Origin of the sequence: Cylindrospermopsis raciborskii Cr2010 (assembly GCF_003367075.2) — a bacterium.
Taxonomy (GTDB): Bacteria; Cyanobacteriota; Cyanobacteriia; order Cyanobacteriales; family Nostocaceae; genus Raphidiopsis; species Raphidiopsis raciborskii.
Genome location: NZ_CP065936.1, coordinates 3,412,420 through 3,427,908 on the forward strand (window position 1 = coordinate 3,412,420; position 15,489 = coordinate 3,427,908).

Annotated in this window: 12 protein-coding genes; 9 read left to right on the plus strand and 3 right to left on the minus strand. The window is 38.7% G+C overall.

Annotated elements, in window-relative coordinates:
* Window positions 1-23: 23 nt before the first annotated feature.
* Window positions 24-260 (minus strand): 50S ribosomal protein L28, encoded by a 237-nt coding sequence (gene rpmB, locus C6N34_RS15420; RefSeq protein ID WP_006277509.1) that lies wholly within the window; start codon window positions 258-260, stop codon window positions 24-26.
* Window positions 261-330: 70 nt separating this feature from the next.
* On the opposite strand from rpmB, the gene era reads away from it, so the two are divergent.
* From era to C6N34_RS15445, 5 genes are all read left to right on the plus strand, one after another.
* Entirely contained in the window at window positions 331-1,257 is a 927-nt protein-coding gene (gene era / locus C6N34_RS15425) for a GTPase Era (RefSeq protein WP_057177354.1), read from the plus strand.
* A 107-nt stretch (window positions 1,258-1,364) separates the two neighbouring features.
* Window positions 1,365-2,600 carry a J domain-containing protein gene (locus tag C6N34_RS15430; RefSeq protein WP_147290745.1) on the plus strand — a complete coding sequence of 412 codons (1,236 nt, stop codon included), beginning with the start codon at window positions 1,365-1,367 and terminating at the stop codon, window positions 2,598-2,600.
* Window positions 2,601-3,324: 724 nt separating this feature from the next.
* On the plus strand, window positions 3,325-4,068 hold the full coding sequence (locus tag C6N34_RS15435) for a vWA domain-containing protein (RefSeq protein WP_115538508.1): 744 nt from the start codon (window positions 3,325-3,327) through the stop codon (window positions 4,066-4,068).
* Between the two features lie 21 nt (window positions 4,069-4,089).
* Window positions 4,090-5,193, plus strand: a complete 1,104-nt coding sequence (locus tag C6N34_RS15440; RefSeq protein ID WP_147290746.1) for a hypothetical protein — start codon at window positions 4,090-4,092, stop codon at window positions 5,191-5,193.
* Window positions 5,193-5,816: an OmpA/MotB family protein gene (locus C6N34_RS15445; RefSeq protein WP_057177358.1), complete on the plus strand. Its 624-nt coding sequence runs from the start codon at window positions 5,193-5,195 to the stop codon at window positions 5,814-5,816. Before C6N34_RS15440 ends, C6N34_RS15445 begins: the two co-directional genes overlap by 1 nt.
* A gap of 59 nt (window positions 5,817-5,875) precedes the next feature.
* On the opposite strand, the gene dxs is transcribed toward C6N34_RS15445, so the two are convergent.
* Window positions 5,876-7,768 carry a 1-deoxy-D-xylulose-5-phosphate synthase gene (dxs, locus tag C6N34_RS15450; protein ID WP_115538510.1) on the minus strand — a complete coding sequence of 631 codons (1,893 nt, stop codon included), beginning with the start codon at window positions 7,766-7,768 and terminating at the stop codon, window positions 5,876-5,878.
* Window positions 7,769-7,974: 206 nt separating this feature from the next.
* Between dxs and rpiA the strand changes: the two genes are divergently transcribed.
* The 3 genes from rpiA to C6N34_RS15465 are packed head-to-tail and all read left to right on the plus strand — an operon-like array spanning window position 7,975 to window position 10,379.
* The gene (rpiA, locus tag C6N34_RS15455; RefSeq protein WP_006277502.1) at window positions 7,975-8,685 is read left to right on the plus strand and encodes a ribose-5-phosphate isomerase RpiA; all 711 of its coding nucleotides are present in this window, start codon (window positions 7,975-7,977) and stop codon (window positions 8,683-8,685) included.
* A gap of 47 nt (window positions 8,686-8,732) precedes the next feature.
* Window positions 8,733-9,167 carry a DUF29 domain-containing protein gene (locus C6N34_RS15460; RefSeq protein WP_057177360.1) on the plus strand — a complete coding sequence of 145 codons (435 nt, stop codon included), beginning with the start codon at window positions 8,733-8,735 and terminating at the stop codon, window positions 9,165-9,167.
* A 36-nt stretch (window positions 9,168-9,203) separates the two neighbouring features.
* The gene (locus C6N34_RS15465) at window positions 9,204-10,379 is read left to right on the plus strand and encodes an aldo/keto reductase (protein WP_057177361.1); all 1,176 of its coding nucleotides are present in this window, start codon (window positions 9,204-9,206) and stop codon (window positions 10,377-10,379) included.
* A 21-nt stretch (window positions 10,380-10,400) separates the two neighbouring features.
* Here C6N34_RS15465 and C6N34_RS15470 read toward each other — a convergent pair whose 3' ends face one another.
* Window positions 10,401-11,702 carry a hemolysin family protein gene (locus C6N34_RS15470; RefSeq protein WP_071985351.1) on the minus strand — a complete coding sequence of 434 codons (1,302 nt, stop codon included), beginning with the start codon at window positions 11,700-11,702 and terminating at the stop codon, window positions 10,401-10,403.
* 168 nt (window positions 11,703-11,870) lie between these two features.
* Between C6N34_RS15470 and mfd the strand changes: the two genes are divergently transcribed.
* Window positions 11,871-15,386: a transcription-repair coupling factor gene (mfd, locus tag C6N34_RS15475; RefSeq protein WP_115538511.1), complete on the plus strand. Its 3,516-nt coding sequence runs from the start codon at window positions 11,871-11,873 to the stop codon at window positions 15,384-15,386.
* The last annotated feature ends 103 nt before the right edge of the window (window positions 15,387-15,489 follow it).

Sequence of the window (15,489 nt, forward strand, 5' to 3'; positions counted from 1 at the left end):
TGTCCCCCTTTCCCTCATCCCACTTAGTAAGTGTTTAAATTAATACCAGCTTCCTTGGCCATTGCTTCCAAACCTTTGGTATCAAGAGTTTTAATTGCTTTGGTAGAAAGTTTCAACTTTACCCAACGGTTACCAGCGGGCCACCAAACCCTCTTAGTTTGTAAATTAGGTTGCTGTAAACGTCTGGTACGACGGTGAGAGTGGGAAACGGACATGGCATTATTAGCCTTTTTACCTGTGAGTTCGCAACGACGAGACATTCAAAACCTCCAAACTTTATGAATTTAGACACAGTTTACCCATTATAAACCATCAAATTATAGTTTCCCCATGGACGAAGAATTTATTATCCCTCAAGCACCCGCTAACTTTAAGTCTGGATTTATTGGCATTATTGGTCGTCCTAATGTGGGTAAGTCAACCTTAATGAACCAGTTAATAGGACAAAAAATAGCTATCACATCACCAGTAGCGCAAACTACTAGAAATCGCTTGAGGGGAATTTTAACTAGGGAGAAAGCCCAGTTGATTTTTGTTGATACCCCCGGGATTCATAAACCCCATCATCCCTTGGGAGAGGTGCTAGTACAAAATGCTAAAATCGCCATTACATCGGTGGATGTGGTGTTGTTTGTGGTAGATGGCACAGCAGTCTGTGGAGGAGGCGATCGCTTTATTGTTGACTTATTAACCAAATGTGAAATTCCCGTTATTATGGGTATTAATAAAATAGATCAACAACCAGCAGAAGCTGAGAAAATAGATGAAAGTTATAGGGAATTAGCTCAAGGGAACGGGTGGGAAATTGTTAAATTTTCAGCCTTAGAGAACCAAGGAATATTAGAATTAGAGACCTTATTAATTGGATATCTGGAAACTGGACCTTTGTATTATCCACCAGATTTAGTCACCGATCAACCAGAAAGATTTATTATGGGGGAATTAATCCGGGAACAGATTTTATTATTGACCCGAGAAGAAGTTCCTCACTCAGTGGCGATCGCCATTGATTTAGTGGAAGAGAACCCAACAATTACCCGTGTTGTGGCCACAATTAATGTAGAAAGGGACTCCCAAAAAGGGATATTAATTGGTAAAGGGGGGACAATGTTAAAATCAATTGGTACTGTGGCCCGTCAACAGATTCAAAAATTGATTGCTGGTAAAGTTCATTTGGAATTATTTGTCAAAGTCCAACCAAAGTGGCGACATTCGCGGTTAAGGTTAGCAGAACTAGGATATAGGGTAGAAGAGTAGGGAGGGTTAATTCCCCAGTAACCCATAACAGAAAGCCATAAAAAATAAGAATGTAGTTGGGAGTTTAACAAATGTGGCAACGAATGATCAATGCTTTGACCAAGTGGTTGACCAAAATTAAAAACTTGCTTTTTAAAAACAAACCGCCTGCAGAAAAAAAAGAACGTCCAAAAGTTAGTGAATATACTGCCACCAAAGGCCCAGAAAGTAGTTCAGAACCTCCATCCTCAAAGCCTCCCAATAAAAAGAGGGTAAGAGATCCATTTGCCAATGCTCGTGGCCAAAATATTCTTTTTACCAAGGGAGTTTTATTTGAGGATCCCCAACCTGAAATAAATTCCTTGCAAAAAAAAGTCCTAGAAATCTTATTTTCTGTATTTAACTTATCGATAAAAGAGGATGACATTTATGTAGCTTACTTTCCCTCCCGTTTACTTTATTATATTGAGAAACAAGATTGTTTTTCAGCCTTCCGACGATTTCTCAATGATATTGGCAGAACACCTGATGAAGTTTTTAAAAACCCTAAAACAGCTACCTTTATTAAAGATATCATACTAGGTCTCTACGAAGCTGATATTAACTGTTGGGATACTGGAATTAGTACCGAGCCTTTATATCAACATTTAAGAGAAACTGCTGCAAATGTTGATTATAATTTGGAGAGTTTTATCAACCTGCTAAGTCGAATAGAGAAATTGGCAATTTTGATTCACCAACTACAAAGAATTGCCGGGCAAATTCCCTTCGACTCATTTAGAAAGTTTTCTCAAACAGTCAACTCAAGTTTAAAATCTTGGCATACTTTGTCAGACACAACTTTCGATCAATGGACAAATTCACTCAATGACTACAAATCACAATTTAGGGACTATCAGTATTTTTCTGAAGTAATTGACCAAAACTGCTTTAGACTCAGAAGTACTATGGCTGTAATACCACAAGAGATAATCAATGTCATTGAGAATTTATTAGAAGAAGTAGAACAACTTAAACAGAAACTGAAAATTGGATCAATTTCCATAAACGAAGGACTAGGTGAACTGGGAACCTTAGCGAGTGAAATCAAGGGGTTTGTTGATGAAGTTTTGCATCGTAACCAAGAAACTAACAGTTCAAGAAAAGAGGATTTTGCATATACAAGCAACACATTATCTCTTGATGAAGCATTCAGGTTACTAAATTTAACTCGTGAAACAATATCAATGAAATTACTCAAAACAGCACGCAACAAATGTGCAAGAGACTACCACCCTGACATGGGTGGGGATGTAAACATGATGAAAAGAATTAATGAAGCTTACGAAATATTAAAAGATTACCTAGAAAATCGACATACTTAAGCCCAATCTACGAAAATCTATTGCTGTTGATTGTTGATAACCCTACCTTTCATTGTGGTAGTCAGATTGCTCAGTATTTATTGTGATTTGTAAATCACGGTCAAAAAGCGCTTTTGGTGAGGAGATCTGCTGCGCACCAATTTTTTTCAATGGTGGGGGTTGACTATTGACCCTTGGACGTGATACCCTGATAATGGAAATTTGTGCATTTTTTTTACAACTGCTTACACTCCATTATACTTAACCCTCATAATACCACATTTTTATCCCCTCGGCCACAAAAAAACTTATCTCATCCCCCCATAAATATAATTTTTTCTTATTATTTATTCCTATATATATATACATGAATGTAGATAGATAAGATTGAGCGCCTTTTGTAGGTTAGGTTGACATCGAGAAACCCAACGTCAATCATTTAAACAAAAAGAGCTATCTCGCGAGTGCTTCGCAATCGCATTCCTTTTGTGATTAATTAGTTTCCTCGCTAACTCGTGGGTCTTCCCATGAGTTACAATGCTACAAAAATCTATTGCTACGTGGGTGATTGTTGATAACGCTACCTTTCATCGTGGTGGTCAGATTGCTCAATATTTATAAAGTCTAGTTTATACTGGTTACTTCTTGATGAAACTGTCTTAACAAATCTTAACATACTTTACTTCTTAACAGGTGTTCAAATTGATTAGAATAAAAAAAGACGTATTATCTGCTACTACTTAAAATGTCTCAAGATCCTTTTAAAAGTTCTCTGGATCACATCAAGACTAGAGATAAACAGTCACTTACACGGGAACCGAGAACCTATGACCAGCTAATTGCAAAATATGCCAAACCCATACGGATTATGGGTTTGGTAGATGCAACAGGTTCCATGAAACCCGTGTGGGATAAAACCCTGGAGAGCATACAAGAATTAATCCGTCGAATCTTAGAAGCAGGAAGGATGGAGCTATCTTGGGTTGCTTATCGAGATTACTGTGATCATCACAGAATTATTGAGCAGAGTGATTGGAGTAGCTCAGTGGAATACTTCAAAACCTTCATGGACAAAATTAGTTGTAATGGTGGTGGAGATTTCCCAGAAGCAGTGGAAAAAGCATTAGAAGTTGCTATTGAAGAATTTGATGTTTCTAGAGTTATTCTTATTGGGGATGCACCTCCTCATGAGGATAAAGATTATCGAGGTCAAGCAATTGAACTAGGAAAACTAAATAGACCCGTGTTCAGCTTTGTAGTTGGCAATCATCCCGATACACAAAGAACCTTTGGGGAGATTTCCGAGCTTTCTAGTGGGGTTTGTTTTAATCTAGAAAACCACGAAGATATTGTGGACTTAATTGCAGTTACCGTGATAGATCAAATTGGGGGACAAAAATCCTTAGGTAAGTACCTAAATTCCTATGGATCCAGTTTATCTCCCAGCGTGAAAAAATTTATTCAGCAGCTTCCTCCTAGCAAAAATTAGAAATTAACTGAAACTTCAATTATGACCTCAACTATGACTTCAATGAAAAACTTTAAAATCTGGTATTTGGGCGGAATAGTTTTGTCAATAGTGTTGACAGTATTCGCTCATGTTAATCAGAACAATGAGCTGAGTCCATTAATACTTGTGTTTGGTGTTGGACATGTTTTAATCTTGGCTATTATGGGGTTTAGAATTCAAAAGTCCAAGGATAGAGCTGCAGCTGGTTTAAGAGTGCAAACATCTGGTTATCTTCATACCCTGATAGGATTTAGTGCTGCTTTATTTCAACTAGATCCTGAAAATTTACTAGCAACAATTGTGGTTCCTTTAAGTTATGCTCTATTTACCAGTATTGTTGGTTGGTGTTTGGGTGGAGAATTGGTAAATGAATTCCATGAACAATCAGGAGATCCTATTACTAATGAGTCCGAAAAGCTTGCTCAAGAATTTAGAAATTTTGCAGATTCTTTGACTGTAATTCACAGAAGATATGCCCAAGAAATAAGCAATGCTTCTGAATCTTTTCAAGATCATCTACAAAGGGTAGCAGTAGCTTATGAAAGAATGCTGGATACCTATGAACTTCAACTTAATAGATTGAATAAAAAACACTCAGAATTATCCGAGCAACTAGAAACTTCTCAACAGAAATTCATTGATACTCAGAGTAGATACTATCAAAAACACTCAGAATTATCCGAGCAACTAGAAACTTCTCAACAAAGGTTTATCGATAATCAGAATAGGTACTATCTGCAAATGGAGAATGCTATTGAAGCTCAACTTAGTAGATTGATTGCAAAACACTCGGAATTATATAATCAACTAGATAATCAATTAGAAACTTCTCAACAAAGGTTTGTCGATAGCCAAAATAGATGCTATGTTCAAATGGAAGGTGCCATTAATTATTTTACTAGTATCTTATCCGGAGAAAAAATATCTTATTTCGCTAGCAGTTTTGCATCCCTAAATGAACAGACAAATTTCGCATCCCAAAGTATGGAAAAAGTGGCAATCTCATCTAAAAATGTGTCTAGATACTTGGATAATAGCAAAGTTTTAATCGAGGAACTGGAAAATTTACTTAATTTAATTAGCTCTTACCGGAGGACAAGTTAGTGCAAATCAAAAGTAATATGGAACAAGCGGAGATTTTTGTCTTCATTGCTTCCTTTTTCTTGATCGCTCTTGGATTTACAGAATCTAACAAACCACAGCAGGAAGCTAAACCTCATGATAAACCACCAATCATTGAACTTTATGAAACTTCCGAGTATAAATTTGATTCCGGTCGTGCTGAATTAAAGCCAGATTTCAAGAAGTATATTCGCAGGGAACTGAGACCAGAAATTTTGAGAATCACGAAAGAATATCCCATTGATGTAATTGAAGTAATTGGTCATACTGATGGACAACCAATTAGTGGTATTAACTCACCAACAGAAAATAACTACAGCAATTTAGATTATAGTTTGGAAAAAGTTAATCTTGGCAAATTACCTGTTGCTCAATTACGTCCCGGTTCTAATACTGACTTAGGAATTATGAGAGCTTTGGCTGTTGTTCAAGAACTGAAAAAATCCGGAGGAGAAATTGCTAAACTCAAGTTTAGAACCTACTCCGCAGGACAATTATTATTAGAAAATGGGTTGCCAGCTGACATAGATAAAAGGGGTAATTCCAAAAGAAGAAGAATTGAAATCCGTTTCACAAAGTTGGGTAAAACTGAAAAAGTTCAGTAATGAAGGCAAAATCGTTAATGTAGTTAATACAAGAGCAGGTTTTAAACCTGCTCCTATTTCTAAACTGGAACTAACTGCTTTTTAAAAAAAGCTTGCAAAATATCATCAGCAATTTGTTGACTAGTTAAACCTAAAGTAACCTTAGACTCCTCCGGAGTAGCATGATCAACTAATTCATCGGGTATACCAATTCTCTTCACTGGTACAACCACATTAGCATCCAGCAAAGCTTCAGCTACTGCAGACCCAAAACCACCCATTAAACAACCTTCCTCCAAGGTAACGACCCGACCAATTTTTCCAGCTAGGGGTACAATTAAATCTATATCCAAAGGCTTGACAAATCGCGCATTAATCACACTAGCTTCAATACCATGTTCCCTGAGAATTTGGGCAACTTGCATTCCTGAATTAACCATGGTACCATACCCCACAATTAACAGGTCATCCCCCTGACAGAGAATTTCTCCCTTGCCAATTTCTAAAGGTTCCCAACCCTCTTCCATTAGGGGAACACCATAACCATTACCTCGGGGAAAACGCATAGCAATAGGTCCACTTGTATATTCCACACCAGTAACCACCATTCTTTGTAGTTCCGCTTCATCCTTGGGGGCCATTAACACCATATTGGGAATACAGCGAAGATAAGCAATATCATACATACCTTGGTGGGTGGGACCATCAGCTCCTACAATACCTGCCCTATCTAAACAGAAAAAGACGGGTAAGTTTTGAATACAGACATCATGGATAATTTGATCGTAAGCACGTTGTAGAAACGTTGAATAAATAGCTGCTACAGGACGCATACCTTCACAAGCCAAACCAGCAGCTAGAGTAACAGCATGTTGTTCCGCAATGCCCACATCAATATATTGGTGGGGTAATTTAGCTTGTAGTTTATCTAAACCAGTACCCGTAGCCATTGCAGCTGTAATGCCAACAATTTTCGGGTTTTGTTCAGCTAGTTTTACCAAGGTATGAGAAAAGACCTTGGAATACGCAGGGGGTTTAGGCTTATTGGAAGGAATTGCTTTACCAGTAGCTAAATTGAAGGGATTTTGGGCATGATAACCCACCTGGTCTTTTTCAGCTACTTCATATCCCTTACCCTTAATAGTCGCAACATGAACTAAAACTGGACCAGGTATTTGATGTGCTTGCTGAAAGGTAGTAATCAGCTCTTCTAAATTGTGACCATCTACCGGACCCATGTAAGTAAAGCCCAATTCTTCAAATACTGCACCCAACTTAGACATGGCTAATCGCTTCATGCCCTCTGTTACACGTTCTAATTCATCACCAACAAAAGGAATATGTTTGAGTTGTTCTTCAATATTATCAGCAATAAACTGTACTGGAGGACTGAGACGCATTTTATTTAGATAACGAGGTATGGCGCCCACATTAGGAGAGATAGACATTTCATTGTCATTAAGAACCACTAATAAATTAGTCTTAGGTAGGTGTCCAGCGTGATTAATAGCCTCTAGAGCCATACCTCCTGTTAAAGCACCATCACCAATTACAGCAGCTACCTTGAATTTTTCCCCCTTCATATCCCTAGCTAAAGCCATACCCAGAGCAGCAGAAATACTGGTGGAAGCGTGTCCCGCACCAAAATGGTCAAATTGACTCTCACAACGCTTGAGATAACCAGCAACCCCGTCCTTTTGTCTGAGGGTATGGAAATCATGGTAACGCCCTGTGATTAACTTATGGGGATAAGCTTGGTGTCCCACATCCCAAATTACCTTATCTCGATCTAAATCTAGTGTCTGGTAGAGTCCCAAAGTTAACTCCACAACTCCTAACCCGGGACCCAGGTGTCCACCACTTGCAGCTACAGTTTGTAAGTGTTTATCCCTAATTTGTTTAGCTATTTCCTGTAGTTGGCGAATAGATAACCCGTGTAACTGGTTTGGATGGGTGATTTCACTCAGAAGCATATTATAAGCTTTCCCTCTCTACATTATTGGCATTAATTGATTTTCCTACTTGATGTAGGCACAAAAACGCTGTCTTATAACTATAACTTTGGTTAGCTATCAACGGAGGGGGTAAATGGAGGTTGATAAATAAAATGACCATATTTTGTAGTATATTCGGTTTGTGAGAGCATTTTTGATGTGGTGAAATTTTTGGGAGTTTAGCAATGTCCGTATCAGCAGACCCAGTTAAGTTGATGAAGCAAGAAGTCGGTAAAGCCGCCGCATCCCTGGTAAAATCGGGTTCTATTGTCGGTTTAGGTACGGGATCAACTACTGCTTACACTATTCAGTTTTTGGGCGATCGCCTGAAATCCGGTGAGCTTAAGGATATTGTTGGTATACCCACTTCCTTCCAGTCGGAAGTTTTGGCAAAACACTATGGAGTTCCTCTTACTACTTTAGACGCTGTTGACCATATTGACATCGCTATTGATGGTGCTGATGAGGTTGATCCTAATAAAAACTTAATTAAGGGTGGTGGTGCAGCACACACTCGGGAAAAGGTAGTAGACTATTTAGCAAGTCAATTTATTGTTGTGGTTGATAGTGGTAAGTTAGTGGACCATTTGGGTTCTACCTTTGCTGTGCCCGTGGAAGTGATACCTATGGCTATCACCCCTGTAATCAACGCTATTAAGAAACTGGGGGGAAATCCGGAATTACGCATGGGTGTGAAAAAGGCTGGTCCTGTGATTACAGATCAAGGTAATATGGTAGTTGATGTCAGATTTGACTCCATTGAAGATCCAGTGAATTTGGAAAAAACCCTGAATAATATCCCTGGTGTTCTGGAAAATGGCATCTTTGTCAACTGTGTGGATTTGGTATTAATTGGCGAAGTAATTGATGGTAAGCCCTCTGTCCGACAAATGTAGGTGGGGGTTGGGAAATGGGGAAATTAACCAATTTAGGAGAGTAAATAATGACATTATCCCTTTATGATCAGGATATTTTACTCTGGGTTGAGGATACGGTTGCTAAACTCAAAGCTGGGAATTTTCACGACTTAGACATTGTCAATCTAATTCAGGAAGTAGAAGCTTTGGGAAGTTCACAAAAAAGAGAATTATTAAGTCGTTTAATTGTCTTAATAGAGCACCTGCTTAAACGACTATATGTTAACTCTCCCTATGATTATCATGGTTGGGAGCGAACAATTAGAACTCAAAGAACAGAGTTAGATATATTAATTAGTCAAGTACCAAGTCTTAAGTCCTTATGGAATGAGACCTTTCAGGAAGCTTGGCGACGTGCCCTGAAAAATGTAACCAATGAGTATAAATCCGTCAATTTTCCCAGCCAATGGAATTATTCATGGGACTTAGCAACATTTCTAAACTCTAATTTCTGGGAGTAAATTTAGGAAATAGTTTCAGTTTATAAATCTCAACTTATGCTATATAGAAGATTCGGTCGCACTAACTTACAAATGCCTGTATTTTCCTGCGGGGGAATGCGTTATCAGTTTAATTGGCAAGATGTTCCTCTCCAGGAAATACCTGTGGATAGTCAACAGAATCTAGCCAATATTATTCATCGAGCTGTTGATTTGGGCATCAATCACCTAGAAACTGCCCGATTTTATGGCACTTCTGAAATGCAATTGGGGCAAGTTTTACCCAATTTGGACAGAGAAAAGTTAATAGTCCAAACCAAAGTAACTCCCTGTTCCGATCCCCAAGAATTTCGCCAAATCTTTGACAAATCCCTGGCCTATCTAGAGTTAGACTATGTTGATTTATTGGGGTTGCATGGAATCAACAACCAAGAACTTTTAGACTATAGCATTGGTGGTTGCTTACAGGTAGCTAAAGAATTACAAGCTCAAGGTAAAGTGAGATTTATTGGGTTTTCTACCCACGCACCTCTGGAAATAATTTTACAAGCAGTTAACAGTAATAAATTCGACTATATCAATCTCCATTGGTACTATATAAATCAATGGAATTGGCCGGCCATAGAAGCTGCTAATAGGTTAGATATGGGTGTGTTTATTATCAGCCCTGCTAATAAAGGAGGTATTTTATATCAACCTTCTCCAAAATTGGTTGAACTTTGTCAACCATTAAGTCCCATGGTCTTTAATGATTTGTTTTGTTTGAGCCATTCTCAAGTTCATACTCTCAGCATCGGAGCAGCACAGCCAAGTGATTTTGATGAACATTTAAAAACCTTAGAATTGTTAGACAGAGCTGATGAAATTTTACCACCAATTATTGCCAAATTAGAAAAAGCAGCCATAGACACCTTGGGTGAAGATTGGGTAAAAACCTGGGATACCAATTTACCAGTTTGGGAAAATACCCCAGGTAATATTAACATTAAATTGATTCTCTGGTTGTTAAATTTAGCCCTGGCCTATGATATGGTAGAATACGGAAAAATGCGCTATAACCTATTAGGCAATGCTGACCATTGGTTCCCAGGAAACAGAGCTGACAAATTAGAAGAATTGGATTTGCAAGAATGTTTAGGTAATAGTCCCCACCGGGAAAAAATTCCCCTAATGTTATCTAAAGCTCATACCATATTTAAGGGTGAAGAGGTAAAACGATTATCTCAAAGTTAAATTCCTCCATCACCCCCTAGACTAATTTGTATGAGGAACGACTAAAACCTTATCAACTCTATTGCCATCCATATCCATAACTTCAATTCTCATTCCTTGCCATTCAAAATGCTCTGCAGCGGTGGGAATACGTCCTAAATTAGTGATGACTAACCCACCCAGAGTTTGATAGTTTCCTCTTGCTTCCATTTCCAATTCTTCCACGTCAAAAAGTTCAAAAAACTCTTCTACGGGTAACATACCATCCACTAACCAAGAACCATCTTCCCTTTGTACCGCTTGAGGTTCTTCCTGTCCCGGTTGTGCAGGAACATCACCCACAATTTCACTCATAATGTCATTTAGGGTCACTAAGCCTTGAATTACTCCATACTCATCCACAACTAAAGCAATATGAGTGACAGTTTGTTTAAATAACTCCAGAACCTTTAAACCTCTGGTGCTTTCAGGTACAAAAACCGGTTGACGTAATCCTATGGTTAAATCAAAAGGTTCATTGCGTAAACTCCTGGAGAGTAAATCAGTTACCGGAATTACCCCTAAAACATTGTCTAGTCCCTCTTGACATACGGGGTAACGAGAGTAATTACTCGCAGACATTTTCTGGCGATTTTCCTCCGGTGAATCATCCAGGTCTAACCAGACAATATCCGGACGAGGAGTCATGAAAAAAGTCACCGGGCGATCGCCTAGACGAAATACCCTTTCGACCATATCCTGCTCCGCTGCTTCAAAAGTTCCTGCTTCGGTACCTTGTTCTATTAAAATCTTGATTTCCTCTTCCGTAACCTGGGGTTCCTCCGAAGGTCTAATACCCAAAATTTGTAATACGGTCTCTGTTGATATACTCAACATGTATACTATAGGAGAAGCCAAACTGGCTAAAGCCCTCATAGGAATAGCTATAAAAGCAGCTATTTTTTCCGGATTATTTAATGCTAAACGTTTTGGTACTAATTCACCAACAATTAAGGATAAATAGGTAATGACTAAAACTACCACTCCAAAAGCAATGGTCTGACTATAATCTGACAAAAAGGGTACTAACTCAACATATTTTTCCAATCTTTGAGCAATGGTAGCACCACCGAAAACACCGTTTAGAATATTAATCAGTGTGATTCCCACTTGAACAATGGACAGGAAGTGATTAGGAGCTTCTGCTAGCTCTAAAGCAGCCTGGGCATTAAGACTTCCTTGATTGGCTAATTGCTGTAATCTAGCTTTACGAGCAGACACTATAGCCATTTCCGACATGGAAAATATTCCGTTAGCCAAAATCAGTGCCAAAATAATGAGAATTTCCACAGTAATGGGAGACATGGGAGTGAGGGAATGAGGGAGAAAGAGATAGCAAGAGGGAAAAAATGATTTTTCCTTCCGACCAATTTATTACCCATATTACCCATTTTCCATTTCCGTAAAATAATTGGTATATAGATACAATCTATATTTTTTCACTTTTTTCGACTTCTCACCTGAGCAACAACTATGACTTTTTCTTCTATTGTACGTAGTTTGATGCGATCGCCTCTGACCACGGAACTCAACAATCAACTCAAAAAACACCAGCAATTGGGTTTAAATGGCATTTCTCGCCTACCCAAAAATCTCATCGCTTCTGCTCTTGCTAGCCAAGAGAGTCGTGACTTGTGTATTATCTGTGCCACATTAGAGGAAGCTGGTAGATTTTATGCCCAGTTAGAAGCCATGGGATGGAATACGGTCCACTTTTACCCAACCTCGGAAGCTTCTCCCTATCAACCCTTTGATCCAGAAACGGAGTTAAGCTGGGGTCAAATGCAGGTATTAGCGGATTTAGTTAGTAATAGTGATCATAAGAGTATGGCCATTATTACCACTATAGGAGCATTACAACCACACTTACCACCTCGGGAAACATTTAAATCCTTCTGTTTAACCTTACAAAAGGATATGGGATATAGCTTAGAACAATTTGGGGAAAAAATCACTGCTTTGGGATACGAGCGGGTTTCCCTAGTAGAAACAGAAGGTCAATGGAGTAGACGGGGTGACATTGTGGATGTATTTCCCGTTGCTTGCGAATTACCGGTGCGTTTGGAATGGTTTGGGGATGACATTGAAAAAATCCGTGAATTTGACCCTAGTACCCAGCGTTCAGCGTTAGACAAAATCAATCAAATTACCTTGACCCCCACCAGTTTTGCACCAATTGTTTTATCTGCTTTAAAAGATAATGCTCTATTTTGGCAATTCAGTTCCCAACTTGATTTAAATTCAGAAGTAATAGAAAATTCAGGATTAGAAGGTAGTAGAAGATTTCTGGGTTTTGCCTTTGACCAACCCGCGTCAATTCTAGATTATTTACCAGCAAATACCTTAGTAGCAATTGATGAAATTGAACAATGTCATGCCCATGGCGATCGCTGGGTAGAAAATGCGGATGAGCAATGGTTACTAATTAACGATCAATTATCTACCACCTTCCCGAAAATACATATAAATTTTGAGGAATGTTTAGCGAAAAAAGTCAGCAATTTTAGTACCCTATATTTATCGGAAATAGCAGAAGAAAATAGTGGTAATATAACCTATAAAGATGCCAGGGAGCAAACCAGTTCTGAGAGTTTTATTCCCAGCTATAATTTAGGGGGTAGACCCTTACCCATCCATCCCCACCAATTTGCGAAATTAGCAGACACCATCCGCCAAGAAAGAGAGCGTAAATTTGCGGTTTGGATTATTTCTGCCCAACCTTCTCGTTCAGTTGCTCTATTACAAGAACATGATTGTCCAGCTCAGTTTATTCCTAATCCGCGAGATTATCAAGCCATTGATAAACTGCAAATTAATCAAACACCAGTTGCTCTTAAATATTCTGGTTTAGCGGAATTAGAAGGAGTAATTTTACCTTCTTATCGTTTAGTAATTATTACAGATCGGGAATTTTATGGTCAACACGCCCTAGCTAACTTTGGCTACGTGCGTAAACGACGTAAAGCAGCATCCAAACAGGTTGATCCTAACAAATTAAGGGCGGGTGATTTTGTCGTACATCGTAGCCATGGAATCGGCAAATTTGTCAAATTAGAGAGTTTGACAATCAATGACGAAACACGCGATTATTTAGTCATTCAATATGCTGATGGCGTGTTAAGAGTAGCAGCGGATCAAGTAGGTTCCCTCTCCAGATTCAGAACCAACTTAGATAGACCACCCCAACTACATAAAATGACCGGTAAAGCTTGGGATAACACCAAGAGTAAAGTCAAAAAAGCCATTAAAAAATTAGCAGTTGATCTGCTACAATTATATGCATCTCGTTCCCAACAAGAGGGTTTTTCCTATCCACAAGACATGCCTTGGCAAGAAGAAATGGAAGATTCCTTTCCTTACCAACCCACCATAGATCAATTAAAAGCAGTGCAAGATGTGAAGAGAGATATGGAAAGTCCCAGACCCATGGATCGTCTAGTTTGTGGCGACGTGGGTTTTGGTAAAACAGAAGTAGCAATTAGGGCAATTTTTAAAGCTGTTACCGCAGGTAAACAAGTAGCACTTTTAGCCCCCACCACCATTTTAACCCAGCAACATTATCACACCATAAAAGAACGTTTTGCACCCTATCCTATTCATGTAGGATTATTAAATCGTTTCCGTTCTCATGAAGAAAAGCGCAATATTCAAAAACGACTATTAACCGGTGAGTTAGACATAGTTGTGGGAACTCATCAATTGTTAGGTAAAGGAGTACAATTTAAAGACTTAGGATTATTAGTAATTGATGAAGAGCAGAGATTTGGAGTCAATCAAAAAGAAAAAATCAAAACTTTAAAAACACACCTAGACGTATTGACCCTATCAGCAACACCCATTCCCAGAACCTTATATATGTCCCTATCTGGGATTAGAGAAATGAGTTTAATTACCACTCCACCTCCGACCAGAAGACCGATTCAAACCCATTTAGCCCCATTAAACCCCCAAATTGTCAGTAGTGCCATTAGACAGGAATTAGATAGAGGTGGACAAGTGTTTTACGTTGTCCCCAGAGTTGAGGGTATAGAAGAAACCACAACCAGACTCCGAGAAATGATTCCCAGTGGTAGATTTGTCATAGCCCATGGTCAAATGGATGAAAGTCAACTAGAATCAACCATGTTAACTTTTAGTAACCATGAAGCAGACATTTTAGTATGTACAACAATTATTGAATCTGGATTAGACATTCCGCGAGTTAATACCATTTTAATTGAAGATGCCCACCGATTTGGACTTTCCCAATTATATCAATTAAGGGGAAGAGTAGGAAGAGCAGGAATTCAAGCCCATGCTTGGTTATTTTATCCTAAACAAAGAGAACTATCCGATGCTGCTAGACAAAGATTAAGAGCCATTCAGGAATTTACCCAACTAGGTTCTGGTTATCAGTTAGCCATGCGGGATATGGAAATTCGTGGGGTAGGAAATTTATTAGGTGCGGAACAATCAGGTCAAATGGATACCATTGGATTTGACTTATATATGGAAATGTTAGAAGAAGCAATTAGGGAGATTAGGGGTCAAGAAATACCCAAAGTTGATGACACCCAAATTGATTTGAACCTGACCGCATTTATTCCTGCAACCTATATTACCGATATTGATCAAAAAATGAGTGCCTATCGTGCGGTAGCGACAGCCAAATCCAAGGAAGAATTAAGAGCAATAGCAGCAGAATGGAATGATAGATATGGTATTGTACCCCCCCCAGCAAATCAAATGCTCAGAGTTATGGAATTGAAACAACTGGCAAAAAATCTAGGTTTTAGTAGGATTAAACCAGAGAATAAGCAACATATAGTATTGGAGACACCAATGGAAGAACCCGCTTGGAACTTATTGGCCCAGAGGTTGACGGAAAATATGAGAAATCGGTTTGTATATTCTCCTGGAAAGGTTACAGCTAGGGGTTTGGCTATATTTAAGGCCGAACAACAGTTGGAAACCCTAATAGATGTTTTTGGCAAAATGCAAGTTGATTAACAAGCGCTCCTGCAAGCATTTCACCGTAGGTTGGGTTTAATACCAAACCCAACAAACTACTCCATTACGGATGATTATAATTAATTTTGCGCCAAATATTATA

Bases quoted from the DNA above. Each gene is read 5' to 3' on its own strand.
- rpmB (WP_006277509.1), bottom strand. From the start codon at position 260: ATGTCTCGTCGTTGCGAACTCACAGGTAAAAAGGCTAATAATGCCATG.
- era (WP_057177354.1), top strand. From the start codon at position 331: ATGGACGAAGAATTTATTATCCCTCAAGCACCCGCTAACTTTAAGTCT.
- C6N34_RS15435 (WP_115538508.1), top strand. From the start codon at position 3,325: ATGTCTCAAGATCCTTTTAAAAGTTCTCTGGATCACATCAAGACTAGA.
- C6N34_RS15440 (WP_147290746.1), top strand. From the start codon at position 4,090: ATGACCTCAACTATGACTTCAATGAAAAACTTTAAAATCTGGTATTTG.
- dxs (WP_115538510.1), bottom strand. From the start codon at position 7,768: ATGCTTCTGAGTGAAATCACCCATCCAAACCAGTTACACGGGTTATCT.
- rpiA (WP_006277502.1), top strand. From the start codon at position 7,975: ATGTCCGTATCAGCAGACCCAGTTAAGTTGATGAAGCAAGAAGTCGGT.
- C6N34_RS15460 (WP_057177360.1), top strand. From the start codon at position 8,733: ATGACATTATCCCTTTATGATCAGGATATTTTACTCTGGGTTGAGGAT.
- C6N34_RS15465 (WP_057177361.1), top strand. From the start codon at position 9,204: ATGCTATATAGAAGATTCGGTCGCACTAACTTACAAATGCCTGTATTT.
- C6N34_RS15470 (WP_071985351.1), bottom strand. From the start codon at position 11,702: ATGTCTCCCATTACTGTGGAAATTCTCATTATTTTGGCACTGATTTTG.
- mfd (WP_115538511.1), top strand. From the start codon at position 11,871: ATGACTTTTTCTTCTATTGTACGTAGTTTGATGCGATCGCCTCTGACC.